This is a genomic window from Spongiactinospora sp. TRM90649, assembly GCF_029382225.1.
GTDB lineage: Bacteria > Actinomycetota > Actinomycetes > Streptosporangiales > Streptosporangiaceae > Spongiactinospora.
In genome coordinates this window covers 289,443-310,720 of sequence record NZ_JARLTC010000006.1, presented here as the reverse complement: position 1 = coordinate 310,720, position 21,278 = coordinate 289,443, and the positions used below count along the sequence as shown (strand labels likewise).

General features: G+C 72.3%; 17 protein-coding genes. 5 read left to right on the top strand and 12 right to left on the bottom strand.

Annotated features, from left to right (window positions below):
- Positions 1–25: 25 nt before the first annotated feature.
- From P3X83_RS08720 to P3X83_RS08695, 6 genes are all read right to left on the bottom strand, one after another.
- The gene (locus P3X83_RS08720; RefSeq protein WP_199536698.1) at positions 26–439 is read right to left on the bottom strand and encodes a roadblock/LC7 domain-containing protein; all 414 of its coding nucleotides are present in this window, start codon (positions 437–439) and stop codon (positions 26–28) included.
- Between the two features lie 64 nt (positions 440–503).
- On the bottom strand, positions 504–3,857 hold the full coding sequence (locus P3X83_RS08715; protein WP_277304371.1) for a nitrate- and nitrite sensing domain-containing protein: 3,354 nt from the start codon (positions 3,855–3,857) through the stop codon (positions 504–506).
- Between the two features lie 129 nt (positions 3,858–3,986).
- Positions 3,987–6,269, bottom strand: a complete 2,283-nt coding sequence (locus P3X83_RS08710) for a [protein-PII] uridylyltransferase (RefSeq protein WP_277304370.1) — start codon at positions 6,267–6,269, stop codon at positions 3,987–3,989.
- 7 nt (positions 6,270–6,276) lie between these two features.
- Entirely contained in the window at positions 6,277–6,615 is a 339-nt protein-coding gene (locus P3X83_RS08705) for a P-II family nitrogen regulator (RefSeq protein WP_271216486.1), read from the bottom strand.
- Positions 6,612–7,934, bottom strand: a complete 1,323-nt coding sequence (locus P3X83_RS08700) for an ammonium transporter (RefSeq protein WP_277304369.1) — start codon at positions 7,932–7,934, stop codon at positions 6,612–6,614. Before P3X83_RS08700 ends, P3X83_RS08705 begins: the two co-directional genes overlap by 4 nt.
- Positions 7,935–8,099: 165 nt before the next feature.
- Positions 8,100–9,335, bottom strand: coding sequence for a Gfo/Idh/MocA family oxidoreductase (locus P3X83_RS08695; protein WP_277304368.1), 1,236 nt, complete (start codon positions 9,333–9,335; stop codon positions 8,100–8,102).
- A 95-nt stretch (positions 9,336–9,430) separates the two neighbouring features.
- Between P3X83_RS08695 and P3X83_RS08690 the strand changes: the two genes are divergently transcribed.
- Positions 9,431–10,516, top strand: coding sequence for an ROK family protein (locus P3X83_RS08690; protein ID WP_277304367.1), 1,086 nt, complete (start codon positions 9,431–9,433; stop codon positions 10,514–10,516).
- 19 nt (positions 10,517–10,535) lie between these two features.
- On the opposite strand, the gene P3X83_RS08685 is transcribed toward P3X83_RS08690, so the two are convergent.
- The 5 genes from P3X83_RS08685 to P3X83_RS08665 all read right to left on the bottom strand — a co-directional run bounded on the left by P3X83_RS08685 (position 10,536) and on the right by P3X83_RS08665 (position 16,210).
- Positions 10,536–11,477, bottom strand: coding sequence for a sigma-70 family RNA polymerase sigma factor (locus tag P3X83_RS08685; protein ID WP_277304366.1), 942 nt, complete (start codon positions 11,475–11,477; stop codon positions 10,536–10,538).
- Positions 11,478–11,681: 204 nt separating this feature from the next.
- Complete coding sequence (hutI, locus tag P3X83_RS08680) at positions 11,682–12,833, bottom strand: imidazolonepropionase (protein WP_277304365.1); 1,152 nt, start codon at positions 12,831–12,833, stop codon at positions 11,682–11,684.
- A 102-nt stretch (positions 12,834–12,935) separates the two neighbouring features.
- Positions 12,936–14,270 carry a formimidoylglutamate deiminase gene (locus P3X83_RS08675; RefSeq protein WP_277304364.1) on the bottom strand — a complete coding sequence of 445 codons (1,335 nt, stop codon included), beginning with the start codon at positions 14,268–14,270 and terminating at the stop codon, positions 12,936–12,938.
- Positions 14,254–15,432: an allantoate amidohydrolase gene (locus P3X83_RS08670; RefSeq protein WP_277304479.1), complete on the bottom strand. Its 1,179-nt coding sequence runs from the start codon at positions 15,430–15,432 to the stop codon at positions 14,254–14,256. The genes P3X83_RS08675 and P3X83_RS08670 overlap by 17 nt, the downstream gene beginning before the upstream one ends.
- Before the next feature lie 85 nt (positions 15,433–15,517).
- The gene (locus tag P3X83_RS08665) at positions 15,518–16,210 is read right to left on the bottom strand and encodes an SDR family oxidoreductase (protein ID WP_277304363.1); all 693 of its coding nucleotides are present in this window, start codon (positions 16,208–16,210) and stop codon (positions 15,518–15,520) included.
- Between the two features lie 147 nt (positions 16,211–16,357).
- Between P3X83_RS08665 and P3X83_RS08660 the strand changes: the two genes are divergently transcribed.
- The gene (locus P3X83_RS08660; RefSeq protein WP_277304478.1) at positions 16,358–17,317 is read left to right on the top strand and encodes an ATP-binding cassette domain-containing protein; all 960 of its coding nucleotides are present in this window, start codon (positions 16,358–16,360) and stop codon (positions 17,315–17,317) included.
- 16 nt (positions 17,318–17,333) lie between these two features.
- Positions 17,334–18,086, top strand: a complete 753-nt coding sequence (locus P3X83_RS08655) for an ABC transporter permease (RefSeq protein WP_277304362.1) — start codon at positions 17,334–17,336, stop codon at positions 18,084–18,086.
- Here P3X83_RS08655 and speB read toward each other — a convergent pair.
- Complete coding sequence (gene speB, locus P3X83_RS08650; RefSeq protein ID WP_277304361.1) at positions 18,083–19,036, bottom strand: agmatinase; 954 nt, start codon at positions 19,034–19,036, stop codon at positions 18,083–18,085. The two genes, P3X83_RS08655 and speB, sit on opposite strands and share 4 nt — an antisense overlap.
- A gap of 204 nt (positions 19,037–19,240) precedes the next feature.
- On the opposite strand from speB, the gene P3X83_RS08645 reads away from it, so the two are divergent.
- Entirely contained in the window at positions 19,241–20,875 is a 1,635-nt protein-coding gene (locus P3X83_RS08645; RefSeq protein WP_277304360.1) for a N,N-dimethylformamidase beta subunit family domain-containing protein, read from the top strand.
- Positions 20,872–21,249: a cupin domain-containing protein gene (locus tag P3X83_RS08640; protein WP_277304359.1), complete on the top strand. Its 378-nt coding sequence runs from the start codon at positions 20,872–20,874 to the stop codon at positions 21,247–21,249. Before P3X83_RS08645 ends, P3X83_RS08640 begins: the two co-directional genes overlap by 4 nt.
- Positions 21,250–21,278: the final 29 nt, after the last annotated feature.

The window sequence follows — 21,278 nt, the reverse complement described above, 5'->3', positions numbered from 1 at the left end:
GCACAGCCCTCTCCAATCATCATGGTCATCGCGTCCTGGATGTCTGGAGCTCAGCGCGTAGCGCCGGGGTCAGCACCTGCCCCGCCCGGTCCACCAGCAGGGTCATCTGATAGGCCACCAGGCCCATGTCGCAGTCGGGGGCCGCCAGTACGGCCAGCACGGACCCGTCGCTGATCGCCATGACCAGCAGCAGGCCGCGCTCCATCTCGACCACGGTCTGTGTCACCGCGCCGCCCTCGAATACCCGCGAGGCCCCTACGGTGAGGCTGAGCAGCCCCGCCGCCACGGCGGCGAGCTGGTCGGCCCGGTCCGGGGGGAAGCCCTCGGAGTTAGCCAGGCACAGCCCGTCGGCCGACACGACCACCGCGTGCGCGACACCGGGCGTGCCGCGTACGAACTCGGTGATAAGCCAGTCGAACCTGCGAGCGTCGTGGCTCAGCGTGGTCACGCCTCCTCCTTAGCCGGCCATGTGACCGAGACGCCCTTCGGGTCGTATCGCTCACTCACTGGCCCTCCTTCTTGTCCGACCTGTTCGGTTCGGACTCATCACGAACTTCCGCTCGCCCTCGGCGTACACCTTGCTGCAGGCTCGACATCCGGGAGCGGACCCGCTCGGCCGAGACGGGGGGCATGGGGGTGGGCGCGGCGACGGGTGTCTGCGTGGCGGCGGACACCCTGCCGGGCACGAGGTTCGCCTTCGGCGTGCGCTTGGGCAGGCCGGCGGCGGTGATACCGCCGAGCGCGGGCTCGGCCGCCGCCGCGGCGGCGCGCCAGCCCTCGTCGGCGGGGGTCTGCCAGACGTCCTGGGCGGCGGGCTTGGCGGGCGGCTCGGGCGGGGTGTGCACCGCGGCCCTGGCCGACTCCCACTCATCCAGCCGGTCCTGCTCGTCGCGTCTCGCCTGCTCGGCGCGCTCGGCGACGGTGCTCGCCGCGGTCTCCGGCGCGGAAGCGTCCGGCTTGCGGAACCAGGCCGACTCGATCGACGCGAAGATCGGCAGGTACTCCTCGCCGGAGTCCAGCGACGAGACCTCCACCGCGGGCATCGCGGCCGTGGCGGGGTCGTCGTCCTGCGGGTTCCAGGAGTAGGACGAGGAGCTCGGGCGCGAGCCGCCCGCGGGGCTCGACGGCATGGAGGGCCCCGACGGCACGGCGGGCGCGAACGGGTCGGTGCGTGGGAAGCCGCCTCCCGCGGCGGGCTCCTGCCGCTCCGGCCGGTTGAACGCGCCGCTGTCGCCGCCCCTGCCGCCCCACGGGCCGGTGTCGGGGACCCGGAAGGCCCCGGAGTCGCCGGACGACCTGGTGAAGGGGTCGGATTCCGGGGACGGCCTGCCGAACGCGCCGCTGTCGCCGCCGGACGGCCGTCCGAAGGAGCCGGTGTCCGAGCGCGAGTCGGTGTTCGGGAACTCGTGGGTCGGGAACCCGCCGGACGGGCCGCTCTGTGCGAACGGGTCGCCCGCGCGGTTGAACGGGTCGGGGTCGAGCTGCCCGGGGGCGTTGCCGAACACCGGGTCCGGCGTGCCCTGCTTCTGGCCGAAGTTCCACTCGCCGCCGGTGGGAGGACGCGACGCCGGCTTCTCGAAGCCGTGGTCGGCCATGGTCCTGCCGAAGTCGCCGAAGCCCTCGTCGGGGCCGCCGGGCACGTTGCCGAACTCGCCGCGGCCGGCCGAGTCGCGGCGGGCCAGGGTGTCGGAGCCGAACAGGCCACCGGCCGGGGCACCCGTGCCCGCGGGGTTGAACGGGCCGAAGCCCTGCGCGCCGCCGCCGGCCACGCCGTTGGCGGGGGCCGCCGCCCAGCCGGGCGCGGCGGGCTGGACTCCGGACTCGGCGATCAGCGTGGGCGGGACGAGCACCATCGCGATCAGGCCGTTGCCCTCGGCCAGGCGGAGCTGGGCGCGGATGCCGTGGCGCAACGCCAGACGGCCGACCACGAACAGGCCCATTCGGCGGGACACCGAGACGTCCACGACGGGCGGCTCGGCCAGTCTCCGGTTGGCCTCGGCGATCTCCTCCTCGGTCATCCCGATGCCGGAGTCGATCACCGAGAGCAGCGCGCCGCCGCCCTCGATGAGGCTGCTGGACACGGTGACCTGGGTGTTGCGCGGGGAGAACTGGATGGCGTTCTCGACCAGCTCGGCGACCAGGTGGACGAGGTCGTTCGCGGCGCTGCCCACCACGGAGATGGCGCGGTGGACCTTTACCTGCACCCGCTCGTAGTCCTCGACCTCGGAGAGGGAGGCGCGCACGACGTCGACCAGCTTGGCGGGCTGACTGCGCCGCCTGGTGGGTTCGTGGCCGGCGAGGACCAGGAGGTTCTCACTGTTGCGGCGCATGCGGGTGGCCAGGTGGTCCAGGCTGAACAGGTCGCCCAGCCGCTTGGCGTCCTCTTCGCCCTTCTCCAGACCGTCGATCAGCGAGATCTGGCGTTCCACCAGCGTCTGGGTCCGGCGGGAGAGGTTGACGAACATGGCGCTGATGTTGCCGCGCAGCTCGGCCTCCTCGGCCGCGAGCCGGACGGCCTGGCGGTGGACCTCGTCGAAGGAGGTCGCGACCTCCCCGATCTCGTCTCGGGAGTCGACGGAGATGGGCTGGACCTGCGGTGGCGTGGAGTCGCCGCTGAGCCGCATCTCGCGCACCACGTTGGGCAGCCGGAAACCGGCGATCTCCAGGGCCTCGGTGCGCAGCCGGCGCAGCGGGGAGGTCATCGAGCGGGCGATGAACACGGTCAGCGCCAGGACCAGGAGCAGCAGCGCGAGGATGGAGGCGCCGGCGATGGCGGCGTTGCGCTGCTCGGCGTCGGCCAGTTCCTTGTTGCGGGTGATGACCTGCTCGGCGACCTTCTTCTCGACCTGCCGGATGAGCTGGATGGTCGCGGCGTTGTCCTCGAACCACTTGCCCCGGAACCTGGCGTCGAGCAGGTCGCCCTGGGCGCGGGCGCCACCGGTACTCGCGATCTTCATGGCCTGCGACTTGGTCGTCTCGGCGTCGGTGCGCTGCTGGTTGCCGATGGTCCGGTAGAGCAACTGGCCGCTGGCGGCGCCGGTCTCGGTGGCGAACTGGGCCAGGTACTTGCCCTGCTGGTCCCGGGAGGCGATGAAGTCCTCCATCTCCTGGGAGCTGACCAGGGATGGGTTGTAGGAGCCGATGAGCAGCCGGTCGCGCTGTTTGGACGCCTCTTCCTTGGCGTGCGCGAGCGCGCTCAGGCCGCGGAAGTTACTGACGGTTCCGGGGTCGCGGCTGACGGTCGCGAGCTCGTCGTGGACGCGCAGCAGCGAGGTGATGAGAGAGGTATAGGGCGCGGACTGAATGGCGCGTCCGCGTTCTTCCTTGCGGTAGGCGGGCAGCGCGGAGATCTGCTGCTGGGCCTGCCGGACCGCTTCGGGAGCCAGGGCGCCGAACGTGGTGTCGATGGCGGCGAAGTCCCTGGTGACGCTGGCGAGCTGGCCGTCCACCTTCTGCTGGCGCTTCTTGAACAGCGCGTGCAGGTCGTTGGTGGTCCTGGCGCCCTCGAAGTTGGGACGGGGCTGTCTCCTTGAGGCGCCGGGGATCTGGGGGGGGTTGGCCGCGTAGGACCACCAGGTGCCCAGGTCGCGTTCCTCACCCAGCGACTCGGACAGGTCGCGGATACGACCGGCGTACTCGGCGGCGAGGGCGGCGCGTTCGTGGACGGTGATGCTCTCGACGGCGGTGACCACACGAGAACCGGACAGCAGCACCGCGACGGTGGTCGGTACCAGGATCAGCGCCGCGAGACGAGTACGCACCCGCCAGTTGCGCAAGGCGAAGACGCGCTTCGCGAATGAGGGCCGCCCACGATCTTGCTTGGCGGTACGGCCGGCCTCGATAGTACCCGTCGCCACGCTCTCGCTACCCCCAACCGTCGCAACCAAACCAGCCATATCAGACCACAAGGTCGCGCGACATATTGGAAAGACCGGCAAAGCCGGTTTAATCGTTACAAAGGTGACAGAATGCTGAGCACTGCCGCATTACCGTAGCGCAGCGAGCACATGGTTGCGAACCTGACTGCGCTGATCTTCATCAGCGAGGAGGCGGCCGGCGCGGTCGACCACGTAGAAGACGTCCACTGCCTCTGCGCCGAGAGTCTCCACTCGTGCGGCCCTGACGTCAAGACCACATTCCCCGAATGCCCGGCCAATTCGCCACAAAAGCCCCGGACGATCATGAGCACGGACTTCTATCACCGTGGCGGTGGCCGAAGCGTCGTCCACCATCGACACCCTGGGCGGCGCGACGGGAACCCGCGCGGGCCGCGCAGAGCGCGCCCGGCGGGCCAGCCGCTGCTCGATGTCCAGCCGTCCGGCGAGCACCAGGCGCAGATCGGCCTCCAGCGTCGCGGGGTCGGGCGGCGAGCCGTACTCGGGGGTCACCGCGAACTCGATCACCGTGGTCGCGCCCGCCGAGGCCGCCGACGCCGAGCGGACCACCATGCGGTGCGCGGCCAGCACCCCGGCGGCGTGCCACAGCAGGCCGGGGCGGTCGGGGGCGGCGACCGTGACCGCGCCCCCGTTGACGCGGACCCCCGCGCCGCCGTGCCTGGCCAGTGCCGCCTGCTCGGGGGAAAGGGCGGGGGCGGGCGGCAGGGGTGTGCCGGACAGCACCGAGCGCACCCGGCGCACCAGGTCCGCGACCAGCGACGCCTTCCAGGCGTTCCAGGCGGCGGGGCCGGTGGCCGTGCCGTCCGCGACGGCCAGCGCGGCGAGCAGTTCGAGCGCCTCGCGGGTGCCGACCGCCTCGGCCACCCTGGCGATGGTCACGGGGTCGTCGAGGTCCCTGCGCGTCGCCGTCTCCGGCAGCAGTAGATGGTGACGCACGACGGTGGCCAGCACCTCCACGTCGGCGAGCGGCAGCCCGAGGTGGCAGCCGATGTCGCGGGCCACCACCTCGCCGGTGACCGAGTGGTCCCCCGGCCAGCCCTTGCCGATGTCGTGCAGCAACGCGGAGATGAGCAACAGGTCGGGGCGGGCCACCTCGCGGGTGAAGGCGGCGGCCCCGGCCGCCGTCTCGATCAGATGGCGGTCCACCGTATAGCGGTGCACGGGGTTGCGCTGCGGCCGGTGGCGGACCCGCTCCCAGTCGGGCAGCAGGCGCACCAGCACGCCCGCCTGGTCCAGGTCCTCCCACACCGGGACCGCCGCGCGGCCCGCGCCGAGCAGCGCGACCAGCGCGCCGCGCGCTTCCTCCGGCCACGGCACCGGCATCGGGGCCGACTGCCCGGCCAGCGCGGCGACCGTCGCGGGGGCCAGCGGCAGCCCGGCCCGTGCCGCCGCCGCGGCGGCGCGCAGCACCAGCACCGGATCCTTGCGGGGGTTCGCCCCCCGCGCCAGCACGACCTCACCCCCGTGCTCCACCACTCCGTCGGCCAGCGGGCGGCGTCCCCTCGGCGGCGGGCCGGACACCAGCCGGTCCACCGCGCGCCAGGTCGTGTCGAAGGCATGCGCGATGGTCCGGCCCGCCTCGGCCAGCCGCCGCATCAGCGCCTCGGCGTCCAGCAGCCCGAGCGCCGCGGCCACCGCGTCCTGTTCCTGCAGCACCAGCCGGTCGGCGCCCCGCGCGGTGACCAGGTGCAGCGCGTGCCGGATGTCGAGCAGCAGCTCGTACGCCTCGCGGACGCGCGGCCCCGGCGCGGAGGCGACCCACGCCGCGGCCACCGCCTGCATCGCCTGGACGTCGCGCAGCCCGCCCCTGGCGTCGCGCAGGTCGGGTTCGAGCAGGAAGGCCAGCTCGCCGGACGTCTCGGCCCGCCGTCCCGCCGCCTCACGCAGCTCGCCCAGCCGCCGGCGGGAACCGGTCCGCCAGTCGGCGAGCACGCTCTCGCGCACCGCCCGGCTCAGCTCGGGATCGCCCGCCACGTGCCGGGCCTGGATCAGTCCGAGCGCGGCCTTGAGGTCGTCACGCGCGACCTTCGCGGCCTCTTCCACCGTTCTGACCGAATGGTCCAGGCCGACGCCGGAGTCCCAGACGGGGTACCACACGCGGTCGGCGATCGCCGCGACGTCGTCCCGGCCGCCGTGCAGCAGCACCAGGTCGAGGTCGCTGCCGGGGGCCGGTTCGCCCCGCCCCAGGCTGCCCACCGCGAGGAGCGCGACGCCCGCGTCGCGCTCCCCCACTGCGACGGTCCCGATCCCCGGTTGCCGATCCCGCGCGTACGGCATGGCGCACGCCGTGCGCAGCAGGTCGGTCAGCCACCGGTCGATGTCCCCCGACCTCGCCTTGCGTGCGGGCGCGAAGGAACGGGCGTCGCCTCTCATCATCCGGTTACAACGCCTCCGGTCCGCGTTCCCCGGTACGGACGCGCACCACCGTGTCCACGGGAACGGACCAGACCTTGCCGTCGCCGATCTTGCCGGTCTGCGCGGCCTTGACGATGACGTCGATGACGTCGTCTGCGTCGTCCTCCTCGGCGAGGACCTCCAGGCGCACCTTGGGGACCAGGTCCACCTGGTACTCCGCGCCCCGGTAGACCTCGGTGTGGCCGCGCTGCCTGCCGTATCCGCTGGCCTCGCTGACCGTCATGCCCTTGACGCCGAACTGCTCCAGTGCGGCCTTCACGTCGTCCAGCTTGAAGGGCTTGATGACGGCGGTGATCAGTCTCATGCTTCCACCTTCTTGGAACCGGTCTGCACGGCCGCGCCGTTCGCCGCGGACACGCCGGAGGCGTGGACGGTGCCGAGGTCGTATCCGGTCTCCGCGTGGGTGGTGATGTCCACGCCGGTGACCTCGTCGTCCTGGACGATCCGGAAGCCCATGGTCTTGTCGATGACCTTGGCGAGCACCCAGGAGACCGCGAAGGAGTAGCCGCCGACCGCCACGGGACCGAGGATCTGCACGACGAGCTGCGACGGCGGCCCGCCGTAGAACAGGCCGGGGTTCTGCGCGGTGTCCGCGACCGGATAGGCGGCGACGAAGCCGAGCGCGACCGCGCCGATGACGCCGCCGACCAGGTGCACGCCGACCACGTCGAGGGAGTCGTCGAAGCCCAGCCGATACTTCCAGCTCACCGCGTAGGAGCAGATCGCGCCGGCCAGCGCGCCGATCAGGAACGCGGCCCACGGGTCCACGAACCCGCACGCGGGCGTGATGGCGACCAGGCCGGAGACCGCGCCGGAGGCGACGCCCAGCGTGGTGGAGTGCCCGTCGCGCAGCTTCTCCACCAGGATCCAGGCCCCGGCCGCGACCGCCGTGGCCACCTGGGTGTTCATGAAGGCCAGGCCGGTGGTGCCGTCCACGCCGAGCTGCGAGCCGGCGTTGAAGCCGAACCAGCCGAACCACAGCAGGCCGGCGCCGAGCAGCACGAGCGGGAGGTTGTGCGGGCGCATCGGGTCCCTGCGCCAGCCGACGCGGCGGCCGAGCACCAGCACCACGGCGAGCGCCGCCGCCCCGGCGTTGATGTGGACGACCGTGCCGCCCGCGAAGTCCTCGATGCCCAGGCCGCTCAGCCAGCCGGAGCCCCACACCCAGTGCGCGACGGGGAAGTAGACGACGGTGACCCACACGGCGGCGAACACGACCCACGCGCCGAACTTGGCACGGTCCGCGAGCGCGCCGCTGATCAGGGCCACGGTGATGATGGCGAAGGTCATCTGGAAGGCGGAGAAGACCAGGTTGGGCATCCCGGTGCCGTCGGTCTTGGTCGCGGTGTCGACGAGCCCGGTCAGTCCGATGTTGTCCAGGCCGCCGATGAGCTTGTGCAGGAGGCCGGAACCGTCGCCCACGGCGTCGAAGGCCAGCGAGTGACCGTAGAGCACCCAGGCGACGGTCACGACGATGATGCTGACCCACGACATCATCATCATGTTCAGGACGCTCTTGGCCCTGGTCATTCCTCCGTAGAAGAACGCGAGGCCCGGTGTCATGAGCAGTACGAGCGCGGTGCTGGCGAGCATCCAGGCGGTGGAGCCGCTGTCGATCTCCATCGACGCGCCCTCCTTCCGAAATTACCGACGTGTTCGATAAGCCACAGCGTCGTCTTCCGCCGTTTCGGCCCACGACCGGATGTGTTTCACCACCGTGAATCTCAGAAGGACGGCGTTTCGGGAGTGTTTCGGACATCCCCAAACATCACATTTGGTTCTCGTGCGTTATGGGAGGGTCACGACAGTGCCGGTGAGCCGGGCGCGTTCCGCCGCCCAGGCGACCTGATGACTGTGCAGGCTCTCGCGGGGCGCGGAAAGGATCAGGCCGGGGTCGCGCCGCCGTACGGCCTCAAGGAACGCCTCGACCAGGCCGCCGTCGCCGCCGCCGTGGCCGTCCGCGGCGGACGGCCCGCCCTGCGCCGTCACGTCGATCTCCCGCGTGGCGCCGGTGACGAAGTCGGTGACGGTCAGGTCGTTCCCGTCGCCCTCGATCGAGCCCCGGGTGCCGAAGATCCGGGTCTTGCGGAAGGCCGACGGCGTGAAGGCCGTCATCGTGAACGAGCCGGTGGCGCCGCCCTCGAACTCCAGGTTCACCACCTGGTGGTCGACCACGTCGTTGTCACAGTCGTACACGCAGCGGCCGTACGGTCCTTCGCGCAGCGCCCGCAACACCCCCTCCTCGGTGATGTCGGGGGTGAGCACGGACAGCGGCCAGTCGGCGCGGTCGGGATCGCCGAGGAAGGACAGGTAGGTGCGCTTGGCCGAGTAGGGGCAGCCCGGCTCGACGGCGCAGTCCAGGCAGCGGGCCGCCGCGCCGTCCGGGCGGTTCTCCTGGCGGAAGTGGTGCAGCCCGCCGAACGACGAGGTCCGCACGACCTTACGGCCCACTATGTGGTGCAGCCAGTCGAGGTCGTGGCACGACTTGGCCAGCAGCATGAACGTGGCCAGGTCCGAGCGCCGCCAGTTGCCGCGCACGAAGGAGTGCGCGTGGTGCCACCAGCCGACCGGCTCCAGGTGCTGGACGCTGACGATCTCGCCGATCGCGCCCGAGTCGATCAGTTCCTTGGTCGCACGGGTATATGGGGTGTAGCGCAGCACGTGGCACACCCCGAAGACGACCCCTGCGCGTTCCGCCGCCTCGACGATGGCGACGCAGTCCTCCTCGCGCACGGCCATCGGCTTCTCCAGCAGCACGTGGTAGCCCAGTCCGGCCAGGCGCACGGCGGGCTCCACGTGGTCGGCGTCCTGGGTGGCGATGATCACGGCGTCGGCCGTCCGGGGGCGGGCGGCGAGCTCGCGCCAGCCGGGCAGCAGTTCGGCCTCCGGGTGCGCCTCCCCCGCCCTCGCCCGGCGTCCCGGGTCGGGCTCGGCCACCGCGACGACGCGCGCGCCGTGCCGTACGGCGTGCCCGGCGTAGGTGTTCCCTCGTGATCCTGCCCCCACCACCGCGAGTGTGACCATCGGCTTCCCCTAATTATGGAAGAGGGTTACATATCTCATCCGGATGCTAGATTGCCTGGCGGTGATAGGTCAATGCATGCCGAGGTGGGCTGGATATGCGAAAGGGTGACGGAACCCTGGTGCGGCTGGTGAACACCCGGGTGACCGTGCGGGCGCTGCGCGCCGGGGGCGTTCCCACGCTGACCGGGCTGGCGCGGGCCACCGGCCTGTCCCGGCAGACCGTCGAGGCGGTGCTGGAGGAGCTGATCGCCCGGGGCCTGGCCGCCGAGGCCGCTCCCAGCGAAGGCGCACCGGGACGCCCGGCCCGGCGTTTCCGGTTCCGCGCCGAGGCGGGTCACGTGCTCGGGCTCGACGTGGGCGCGCACCAGGCGCTCGCGCTGCTCACCGACCTCGACGGCACGGTGGTGGCCACCGAGCGGGCCCCGGTCTCGCCGGACGCCCCGGCCGCCGACCGGCTGGCGGCGCTGCGCGCGGTGGCCGAGTCCTGCCTCGGCGCCGCCGGGATCGTGCGCACGACCCTGCTCGCGGTGGCCGCGGGAACCTCGGGCGTCGTGGATCGCACCGGCCGGGTCACGCTGGCGGGGTCACTGCCCGGCTGGACCGGGCTCGACCTGGCCGGTTCGGTCGGGCGCTGGTTCGGCCGTCCCGGGCTGGCGGGCAACGACGCCAACCTCGCGGCGGTGGCCGAGCACTGGCGCGGTGCCGCACGCCACGCGTCCGACGTGGTCTACGTGCTGGCCGGGCGGCGGCTGGGATCGGCGCTGCTCATCGGCGGGCGCCCGCATCTCGGGCGGACCGGCGCGGCTGCCGAGATCGGCGCGCTGCGCCTGCTGGGCTGGCAGGACGCCGCAGAGGAGGTGACGGACACGGAGGTCTTCGCCGCCGCCGGGCGGGGCGAGCCCGCCGCGCTGCGGGCGGTGGACCGCTATGCCCGGATGGTCGCCCAGGGGGCCTCGGCCCTGGTGCTGGCGATCGATCCGGAGCTGGTGGTGGTCGGCGGCGGGTTCGCCGCCTCGGGCGAGGTGCTGCTCGCCCCCCTGCGGGAGCACCTCGCCAAGTTGTGCCTCAACGCGCCCGAGGTGGTCGGCTCGGCGCTGGGCGAGGAGGTCGTCGCGCTCGGCGCGGCCCGGATCGCCCTGGACCGCGTCGAGGCGGACATCGACGCGCTCACCCCGCCCTGAGCGCGTCGTCGCCGGCCGGTCAGGCCGCGGGAACCGCCATCTTGCGCAGCCGGGCCAGCGCGTCGCGCTCGATCCGGCGGGCGCGGTCGCGGCCGATGCCGTAGCGCTCGCCCACCTCGGTCAGGGTGTGCTCGCGGCCGTCGACCAGGCCGTAGCGCCAGCGCAGCATCTCGCGGGTGCGGCCCTCCAGGCCGGTCAGCCACTCTTCGAGACGCTCGCGCTCCAGCACGTCGATGGCCTGCTGCTCGGGGTCGGCCCAGGTCTCGGCGGCGATCATGTCGCCCAGCTCGGTTTCGTCCTCGTCGCCCACGCCGAGCTGCAGCGACACCGGGTCGGAGGCCCAGCGGCGCAGCTCGCGGACCCGCTCGATGGGCAGGTCGAGGACCTTGGCGAGGTCGTCGTCGGTGGGCTCGGCGTCGAACTCGGCGAGCATGTCCCTGCGGACCCGCATCAGGCGCGTCATCTGCTCACCGGCATGGGTGGGCAGCCGCACCGGTCGGGCCTGCTCGTGGATCGCGCGCCCCACCGACTGGCGAATCCACCATGTCGCGTAGGTCGAGAACTTGTAACCCCGCCGATAGTCGAACTTCTCCACCGCGCGCACCAGGCCCAGGTTCCCCTCCTGGACCAGGTCGATCAGCGGCATCCCCCGCCCGGAGTACTTCCGCGCCACCGCGACCACCAGGCGCAGGTTGGCCTGGATGAACTCGTCCTTCGCACGCCGGCCGGACACCGCGAGGCGTTCCAGCTCCTCATCGGTCGCGTCGCCGGTGCGCGGCTCGGGCATGGCCGCGTCGAGCAGTTGCTCGGCGTACAGCCCGGCCTCGATGCGCTTGGCGAGTTCGACCTCCTCCTCGGCCGTCAGCAGGGGCACTCGGCCGATCTCGGCCAGATATGTGCCGAGCAGGTCTCTTTCCGAGCCCTGCTGATCCTGCGTGCGATTCCCCGTGGCCCTTGCCATCCCCTTGGCACCTCGTTCCCGCCGCTGCCGGAAGGACGGGTCGTTTTCCCGCCGCCTTGTTCCGTCTGGTAGTACTGACCGCGCCGTCTGTTTCGACCAACGACTCGATCAGGGCAAAGATTCCCTCAATGGATACGCCGGGAGGACGGTTTTGGATTCCTCCTCACGGAGGATGCGGGTGCCGATTGAGGGGACGACCGGAACTCAGCCCACCTTTCTGCCGCCCCGCCAGACCTCCCCGATCAACGGGACACCCGGCCGGTAGGCCAGGTGCACATAGGACGGCGCGTCGAGGATCACCAGGTCGGCGCGGGCCCCGGGGCGCAGCACGCCGATGTCGTCGCGGCGCAGCGCGAGGGCTCCGCCGCGGGTCGCGGCCCTGACCGCTTCGAGCGGAGTCATCCGCATCTCGCGCACGGCCAGCGCGATGCAGAACGGCATCGAGGAGGTGTAGGACGACCCGGGGTTGCAGTCGGTGGCCAGCGCCACCGTCACCCCGGCGGAGATGAGCCGCCGCGCGTCCGGGTACGGCGAGCGGGTGGAGAACTCCGCCCCCGGCAGCAGCGTCGCCACCACCCCGGCTGAGGCCAGCGCGGTGACGTCGGCGTCGCTCAGGTGCGTGCAGTGGTCGGCGGAGGCCGCGCCCAGCTCGCACGCGATCGCCACCCCCGGCCCTTCCCCCAGTTGCCCGGCGTGCACGCGCGCCTCCAGCCCGGCGGCGATCCCCGCCGAGAGGATCTCCCTGGTCTGGTCGCCGTCGAAGGCGCCCCGTTCGCAGAACACGTCGATCCAGCGGGCGAGCGGGGCGCAGGCGTCGAGCATGGGCCCCGCGACCTGCCGTACGTAGTCGTCGGGGTCGACGCCCTGCGGCACGACGTGGGCGCCCAGGTAGGTGGTCTCCTCGGTGAACGCCCCGGCGATCTCCAGGGAGCGGCGCTCGTCGTCGAGGCTCAGGCCGTAGCCGCTCTTGATCTCTACGGTGGTGGTGCCCTGGTCGAGCATCTCCTTGACCAGGGCGGCGGTGCGCGCGGCCAGTTCGGCGTCGTCGGCCTGCCGGGTCGCCGCGACGGTGGTCCTGATGCCGCCCGCGCCGTACGGCCTGCCCGACATCCGCGCGGCGAACTCCTCGGTGCGGTCGCCGGCGAACACCAGGTGGGCGTGGCTGTCCACGAATCCGGGCAGCACGCAGCGCCCTTCGGCGTCCACCCGCCGGTCGGCCTGCGGCGCCCGCGCGGCGGGGCCGACCCACGCCACCCTGTCGTCCTCCACGACCAGCGCCGCCGAGAGGAGTTCCTCCTCCGCCTCATGGTCGCCGGTGTAGAGCACACCAATCCGGTCGAACAGAATAGATGCCACTTAAATGACCTTTGTTCTCACTAGTCAGCATTACCAGGACAAAACCAGAATGCTGTCCCTTCACTCCGGATTCCCGGCAATCATCACAAAAGTCTTTCGACTTCAGACCGAATCGATAGCGGCGGCCAGCATCGGCCCGATGTCGCCCAGGATGTGACGCCCATCCGTCACCACCCGGCGCCCACCGGACACCACAGAATGCACGTCGGCGGCGGTGGCCGCGAACACGACCGCCTCCGCCGCGGTGGCCCGGGTGGCCCCCGCCGTCCGCACCGAGTCGAGACGCACCGACACCAGGTCGGCCCAGGCCCCGGGCAGCAGCGTGCCCGCGTCGGGGAAGCCAAGCGAGGCCTGCCCGGCGGAGGTGGCGGCGGTCAGCAGCTCGGCGGCGGTCCAGTGGCCGCGCCGCTCGGTGGCCAGCCGTTCGTCCAGCTCGACCGCGCGGGCCTCCTCGAACAGGTCGATCACCGCGTGGCTGTCGCTGCCGAGCGTGATCGGCGACCCGGCGTCGTGCGCCGCCCGCGCCGGGCCCACGCCGTCGGCGAGGTCGCGCTCGGTGGTCGGGCACATGCACACGTGGGTACCGGACTGCCCGAGCAGGGCGAGGTCGACGTCGGACAGGTGGGTGGCGTGCACGGCGGTCGAGCGCGGGCCGAGCACGCCGTGCTCGTGCAGCACCTGCACGGGGGTGGCGGAGTACATCTCCACGCACGCGGCGTTCTCCGCCCGCTGCTCGGACACGTGGGCGTGCAGCGGCACCGCGTGGTGGTGGGAGAACTCGGCGACGACCGGCATCTGCTCCGGCGGCACCGCCCGCACCGAGTGGACCGCCGCGCCGATCTCGACGTCGTCCGCCCGCGCGTAGGCGTCGGACAGCGCCTCGGCACGCACGGCCCAGCGCTCGGCGTCGCCGTCGCCGTAGCGGAGCTGCGTGCCGGTCAGCGCCGTGCCGACGCCGCCGGTCAGGTAACAGGTGTCGAGCAGCGCGATGCGCAGCCCCGCCTCGCGGGCCGCCTGGACCAGCGCGTGCCCCATCGCGTTCGGATCGTCGTACGGCGTGCCGCCCCGCCCGTGGTGCAGGTAGTGGAACTCCCCCACGCACGTGATGCCCGCGAGCGCCATCTCCGCGTAGACCGCTCTGGCAAGGGTGAGGTAACCATCGGGGTCGAGCGCGTCGGCCACCGCGTACATCTGCTCGCGCCAGGTCCAGAAGCTGCCCTTCTCGGCCTGGGTGGCGCCGCGCAGCGCGCGGTGGAAGGCGTGGGAGTGGGCGTTGGCCATCCCCGGGAGGGTCAGCCCCGCCAGGCGGACGGCCCCGGCCGGGGGCTCGCCCACGCCGGGCACGACGTCGGCGATGCGCTGCCCCTCAACGCGGATCAGTACGTTCTGGACCACCTCGCCCGGCGGCAGCCAGGCGAGCTCACACCAGAAGTCCATCGGCAAGCTCCTTCACGGCGTCGGCGAGGGCGACGACACCAGCGTGACAGTCGGCGGGCTCCGCGTACTCCTCCGGCGAGTGGGAGATTCCCGTCGGATTACGAACGAACACCATCGCAGTGGGCGCACCCGCGGACGCCAGGATCCCCGCGTCGTGCCCCGCGGCGGTCGGGATCACCGGCGCGTCGCCGAGCGCGGCCGACAGGCGGGCGGCGATCGCGGGATCGAAGAGCACCTCGGGGGTCCACGATTCGCACGCCACCTCCACCCCGGCGCCCACCTCGGCGACCAGGTCGCGGACCGCCCGCTCGTCCTCGCCGCGGACGTCGAGCCAGGCGGCGACGTGGCCGGGCACCGCGTTGGCGCTGCCGGGCGAGACCCTGACCTTGCCGACCGTGGCGACCACGCCGGCGCGCTCGGCCGCCGTCCTGGCGGCGAGCACGGCGTTCGCGAACGGCAGCATCGGGTCCTCCCGGTCGGCCAGGCGGCTGGTGCCCGCGTGGTCGGCCCGGCCCCGGAAGTCGAGCCGCCACCGGCCGTGCGGCCAGATCGAGGCCGCCACCCCGATCGCGGAGCCCAGCCCGTCCAGCGCCCTGCCCTGCTCGACGTGCAGTTCGACGAACGCGCCGATGTGACCCAGCGTCTCGGGGTCGCGGCCGAGCGCGGCGGGGTCGCGACCGGCCCGCTTCAGCACCTCGGCCAGCGTGTCGCCGTCGTCGTCGGTCAGCCCGCGCGCCCGGTCGGGCTCCAGCACCCCGGTGAGCAGGCGCGAGCCCAGGCACGGAACGCCGAACCTGGCGCCCTCCTCCTCCGTGAAACAGGCGACGCCGACGGGGACGCCGGGGGTCACCCCGCGTTCCCGCAACAGGTCGATCGCCGCGAACGCGGACACGACGCCGAGTGGCCCGTCGTAGGCGCCGCCCTGGCGCACCGAGTCGAGGTGGCTCCCCGCCACCACGCCGGGACGCGTGTCCGGGTCGCCCCACCAGGCCCACAGGTTGCCGTTGCGGTCGCCCCGGAGGTCCAGTCCGCGGCGTTCCGCCTCCTGGCGGAACCACTCGCGCAGTTCCAGGTCGGCTCCCGACCACGCCTCACGCGTGTAGCCTCCCCCGGGGTCGGTCCCGACCCCGGTCAGCGCCGACCACATGCCGTCGAAGCCCATCATTCACCTCGTGATCGCAAGCCGTACTGCCGTGCACGGTGCCCTCCACCGTGCCCCCACCCTGCACCAAGATCAATAACGGATCTCAGGAGGGGTTGCCCGCCGTCGGACGGACGCTGATCTCGGTGAGATGGGCGTCGGGCGGCGCGGCGACGGCGGCCATGACCGCCCGGGCGACGGACTCCGCCGTCAGGTACTTCTCCCGCTCGTACGGCCCGCCCTCGATCTCGCGCAGCGAGCGCTGCATCCCGGTGTCCACGCGGCCGGGAAAGACGCTGGTCACCCGGATCCCCGCGCCGTGCTCCTCAAGCCGCAGCGCGTCGGCGAACGCCCGCACCGCGAACTTGCTGGCCGCGTACGGCCCCCACTCTGCGTTCGCCCGCTGACCGGCGCCGGAGTTGATCACCACCACGTGCCCCCTGGCCGCGCGCAGCGCCGGGATCAGCAGCCGGGTCAGCTCGGCCACCGCGAACAGGTTGACCTCCATGGACTCGCGCCAGTCCCGCGCCGGGGCGTCCGCGACCCGCCCGACGCGCAGCACGCCCGCGCTGTGCACCAGCACGTCGAGCCGGTCGATGCCGGCGACGTCCGCCTCGGTGACGGCGGTCAGTTCGACGGGCCAGGGGCGGGCGCCGTCCAGGCCGGACGCGACCTTCTCCAGTTCGGCGGTGTCGCGCCCTCCGAGCAGGACATCGTGGGTCGGGGCGAGCAGGGCCGCGACGGCCGCGCCCACCCCACGCGAGGCCCCGGTGACCAGGGCACGAGGACGTTCGATCATGTCTTCAGGCTATTGGTGGACGAACCCATGCCGAACGACGCCCCCGGCATGTCCGCCATGCCTCCGATAACAGGTTGACCTTCCCCTATGGGAAACCTCCAGCATGTGTATCCGCGCCCGCTTAACCGTCCGAAGGGAAAGCCGTTGATCATTCAGGCGCAGGGACTACGCAAGACGTTCACCGCGAAACGGGGCCGGGGCCCGGCGGAGCAGGTCGAGGCGGTCAGAGGCGTCGATCTGAAGGTCGAGGCCGGGCAGGTCTTCGCCGTGCTCGGGCCGAATGGCGCAGGCAAGACGACCACGATCAGGATGCTCGCCACGCTCATCCCGCCCACCGCCGGCACCGCCGTGGTGGCCGGGCACGACGTCGCCGCCGAGCCCGCCGAGGTCCGGCGGAAGATCGGTTACGTGGGTCAGGGCGGCGGCTTGGACGAGGGCGCGCCGGGACGCGCCGGGCTCGTCCTCGCGGCACGGCTCGGCGGCCTGTCACGCAAGCGGGCCGAGGAGCGGTGCGAGGAACTGCTCACCGCGTTCTCTCTCGCCGAGTTCGCCGACCGGCCGGTCCGCACCCTGTCCGGCGGCCAGAAGCGCCGCTTCTCCATCGCCATCGGCCTGGTCAACCGGCCGCCGCTGCTCTTCCTCGACGAGCCGACCACCGGCCTGGACCCGCAGAACCGCGCCCATCTGTGGGACGAGGTCCGCGCGCTGCGCGACCAGGGCACCAGCGTGCTGCTGACCACCCACTACCTGGAGGAGGCCGACGCCCTGTGCGATCGGCTGGCCATCATCGACCACGGCCGCGTGGTCGCCGAGGGCGCTCCCGACGAGCTGAAGAAGCAGGTGGCCGCCGACGTGGTCACGTTGCGGACGGCCGGTGACGACGAGGAGGCCACCCGGCTGCTCTCCGCCGAGCCGTTCGTGAGCGAGGTGCGCGGCGAGGACGGCACCCTGCGGGTCTACCTCGACGACGGCGAGCGCAACCTGCCCGGCCTGCTGCGCGCGCTGGAGCGGGGCGGCCTGTCGCTGCTGTCGATCTCCATGGAGCGGGCCACGCTCGACGACGTGTTCCTGCGCCACACCGGCCGTTCCCTCCGCGACGCGGACTGACGAGAACAGGACCCCCATGTTCCGTGACACCATGCTCTTCTTCGACTACGAGATCCGCCACACGCTCCGCAATCCGGTATGGCCGCTCTTCGGGGTCATGCAGCCGGTGCTCTATCTGCTGCTGTTCGCGCCGCTGGTGGCCAACACGACGGCCGGAGGCGCGTCCACGGCCGACACGCTGCGGATGTTCACCCCCGGCGTGATGATCATGATCGCCCTGTTCGGATCCCTGTTCGTGGGATTCGCGATGATCAACGAGATCCGCAACGGCTATCTGGAGCGCCTGGCGGTCAGCCCGGCGTGGCGTCCGGCGATCGTGCTCGGCCGCACCCTCCGCGACATGATCGTGCTGGTGGTCCAGGCGCTGCTGCTGGTCGCGCTCGCGCTGCTGCTCGGCATGCGCGCCAGCCTGCCGGGGCTCGCGCTGATGCTGCTGCTGATGGCCACCACCGGGCTGCTCGCCTCGGGCCTGTCGTACGGCATGGCGCTCGCCGTCCGCGACGAGAACGGCATGTCGCAGATCCTGCAGTTCTTCGCGCTGCCGCTGATCCTGCTCACCGGGATCATGCTGCCGATGTCGCTGGCCCCGCAGTGGATGCAGACCGTCGCCATGTTCAATCCGCTGTACCACGCGGTGGAGGCCGGTCGCGCGCTGTTCGCCGGCGACTTCGGCAACGGGTCGATCCCGCTGGGCTTCGGGCTCACCCTGCTGCTCGGCGCGCTGACCACCGCGTGGTCGGTGTCGTCGATGCGGCGGCTGGCGAGCTAGGCCGCCGGGCGGACGCCGAGGGCGAGCAGGCTGACCAGGTCGTAGGCGACGTGCGAGGCGGCCACCGAGGTGATCTCGGCGTGGTCGTAGGCGGGGGCCACCTCGACCACGTCGGCGCCCACCAGGTCTAGCCCGGCCAGGCCGCGCAGGATCTCCAGCAGCTCCCGGCTGGACAGCCCGCCCGCCTCCGGCGTGCCCGTGCCCGGCGCGTGCGCCGGATCCAGCACGTCGATGTCCACCGACAGGTACACCGGCCGGTCGCCGACCCGCTCGCGCAGTGCCGCGACGATCTCGTCCACCCCGCGGCGCATGACGTCGGCCGAGGTCACGATCCCGAACCCGAGGCGGGCGTCCTCGTTCAGGTCGGACGCCGCGTACAACGGGCCCCGCGTGCCCACGTGGGACAGCGCGGAGGTGTCCACCAGGCCCTCCTCCACCGCCCGCCGGAACGGGGTGCCGTGCGTGTACTCCGCGCCGAAGTAGGTGTCCCAGGTGTCCAGGTGCGCATCGAAGTGCAACAGCGCCACCGGCCCGCGCCGGGCCGAGACGGCCCGCAGCAGCGGCAGCGCGATCGTGTGGTCGCCGCCGACCGTCACCAGCCGCGTGCCGGTCGTGCCCAGCGCCCCCGCGGCCTCCCCGATGGCTTCCACCGCCGCGCCGATGTCATAGGGATTGCAGACGATGTCGCCCGCGTCGACGACCTGCGCCACCGCGAACGGCGACACGTCGAGCCCCGGGTTGTACGGCCGCAGCAACCGGCTCGCCTCCCGCACCGCCGCCGGGCCGAACCGCGCGCCCGGCCGGTACGACACCCCGGTGTCGAACGGCACGCCCACCACGGCCACGTCCGCGCGCTCCACCTCGTCCAGCCTGGGCAGCCGCGCGAAGGTCGCCGGGCCCGCGAAACGGGGCACCCGCGAGGAATCAACCGGCCCACGAGGCTCGCTCATCTGGTGTTTCCCCTGCTCTCTGACAGCTCGGATCTACCACGGCTCCGGACGAAGGCTCCGTGACGATGGTTCCGTGACGGAGACTAACCGGAGCGGCGCCCGGGGAACCTGGCCGAATCGTCCAGGGGCTTTGTGCGAGTCGTCCAGTTTCTCCGGCGGTCACCGTCCGTAGGCTCGGATCACGCAGACGAGTCGAGGAGGGTCGTGAGCGACACGAGAGAGGCCGGGCTTCCGGCCGCGTTCGCCTGGTCGCCGAAGGGCTGGCCGTCGGAGCGCGCCTTCGCCGAGGGCGACGCCGAGGTCTGGTGCTACACCGACAGGTTCTCGTATTTCCCCGGCGAGACGGTCAGGTTCCACCTCAGCTCCGGCGTGCCGTCCTTCGACCTGGAGGTGGTCCGCGACGGGGCCGAGCCCGAGGTCGTGTGGTCACGGCGGGGCCTTTCGGCGGAGCGGCACGAGGCGCCCGCCGACGCCCACGCCCGTGGCTGCGGCTGGCCCGTCGGCCTGGAACTGGAGATCCCCGCCGACTGGCGCGGCGGCTTCCACATCGTCACCGTGCGCGCCACCACTCCGTCGGGAGAGCTGTGGGAGCGCGACCACTTCTTCGTGGTCAAGGCCCCGCCGCAGCGCCGCTCACGCGCCGCGCTGGTGCTGACCACCAGCACCATGCTGGCCTACAACGACTGGGGCGGCGCCAACCACTACCGGGGCCTGGGCGACGACCCGCGCGCCGACGCCGGGTCGCCGCTCGCCTCCACCCAGCGGCCGATCGCGCGTGGCATGATCCGCAAACCGGCGGGCGCGCCCCGCGAGGCCAACACCGGCACGCTGCCGATGTTCGGCGCCCCGCGCTATCCCTCCTACGAGTGGGCACGCCTGTTCGGCTACAGCCGTCACCACGCCGACGCGTTCTGGGCGACCTACGAGCGTCACTTCGCCGTCTGGGCCGAGCGCAACGGCTACGAGCTGGACTTCCTGACCCAGCACGACCTGCACTTCGACCCCGGAGCACTCGACGGCTACTCCTGCGTGATCGTGTGCGGCCACGACGAGTACTGGTCGTGGCGGATGCGCGACACCGTGGACGCCTTCGTGGACGCGGGGGGCGGCCTGGCCAGGTTCGGCGGCAACTACCAGTGGCAGGTACGCCTGCGCGACGACGGCGAGACGCAGTACTGCTACCGCCTGCCCTCCGCCGACCCCGAGGCCGCGGCGGCGCCCCAGTTGGCCACCACGGTGTGGGAGGCCAAGTCGGTCGGCAGGCCGGGCGCGACCACCATGGGCCTCAACGGCCTCGGCGGCATCTACAACCGCTACGGCGTCGCCACCCCCCGCTCCTCCGGTGGTTTCACCGTCTACCGGCCGCACCACTGGGCCTTCGAGGGCACCGACCTGTACTACGGAGACCTGCTCGGCGGGCCGCCGTCGTTCCTGGCCGCGTTCGAACTCGACTCGGTGGAGTACACCTTCCGGCGCGGCCTGCCGTACCCGACGTTCGAGGACGGCGCGCCGGAGACGCTGGAGATCCTCGCGCTCGCGCCCGCCGTACGCGGGGAGGAGGACCGCTTCGGCGGCCGGGTGCCGATCGGCGGTCCCGAGGAAGAGGTCTACAACTACAACGCCGACCTCGGCGACGACCTGCCCGACTACGTCCACGAGGGCGAGATGCGCGGCGCGGGCATGATCGCGGCCTTCACCAGGGGCGCGGGCGAGGTCTTCAACGGCGGCAGCACCGAGTGGCCGCACGTGCTCACCCTGGGCGATCCGTTCGCCGAGCGCGTGACGCACAACGTGCTGCGCCGGTTCGGGGCGGCGGGAGCGATGGGAGCAGGGGAATGAGCGGCACCGAGCCCACCGGGATCGATCTGGTCCGGGCCGTCGGCCCGGAGACCGGCGAGCGCTTCGTGCCGCCGCTGAGCGACTACGAGGTGCTGTCGCCGCGCTGGGCCGAGGAGGAGTTCCGGGTCTTCGGCGGCGCGGCGACCTCGTTCACCGGCGGCTACTGGCGGGGCGAACCGGGCACCGTCCGCTTCGAGTCCTGGCCCTACGACGAGATCTGCGTGATCCTCAAGGGGCGCGTCGCGGTGCGGGACACCGCCGGGCGCAGCAAGGAGTTCGGCCCCGGCGAGTCCTTCCACATCCCGCAGGGGTTCCAGGGCGACTGGATCACCGTGGAGCCGAGCGAGAAGGTCTTCATCGCCGTCAGCCGGTGAGTTTGCCCAGGTCACAGGACATAGACCCG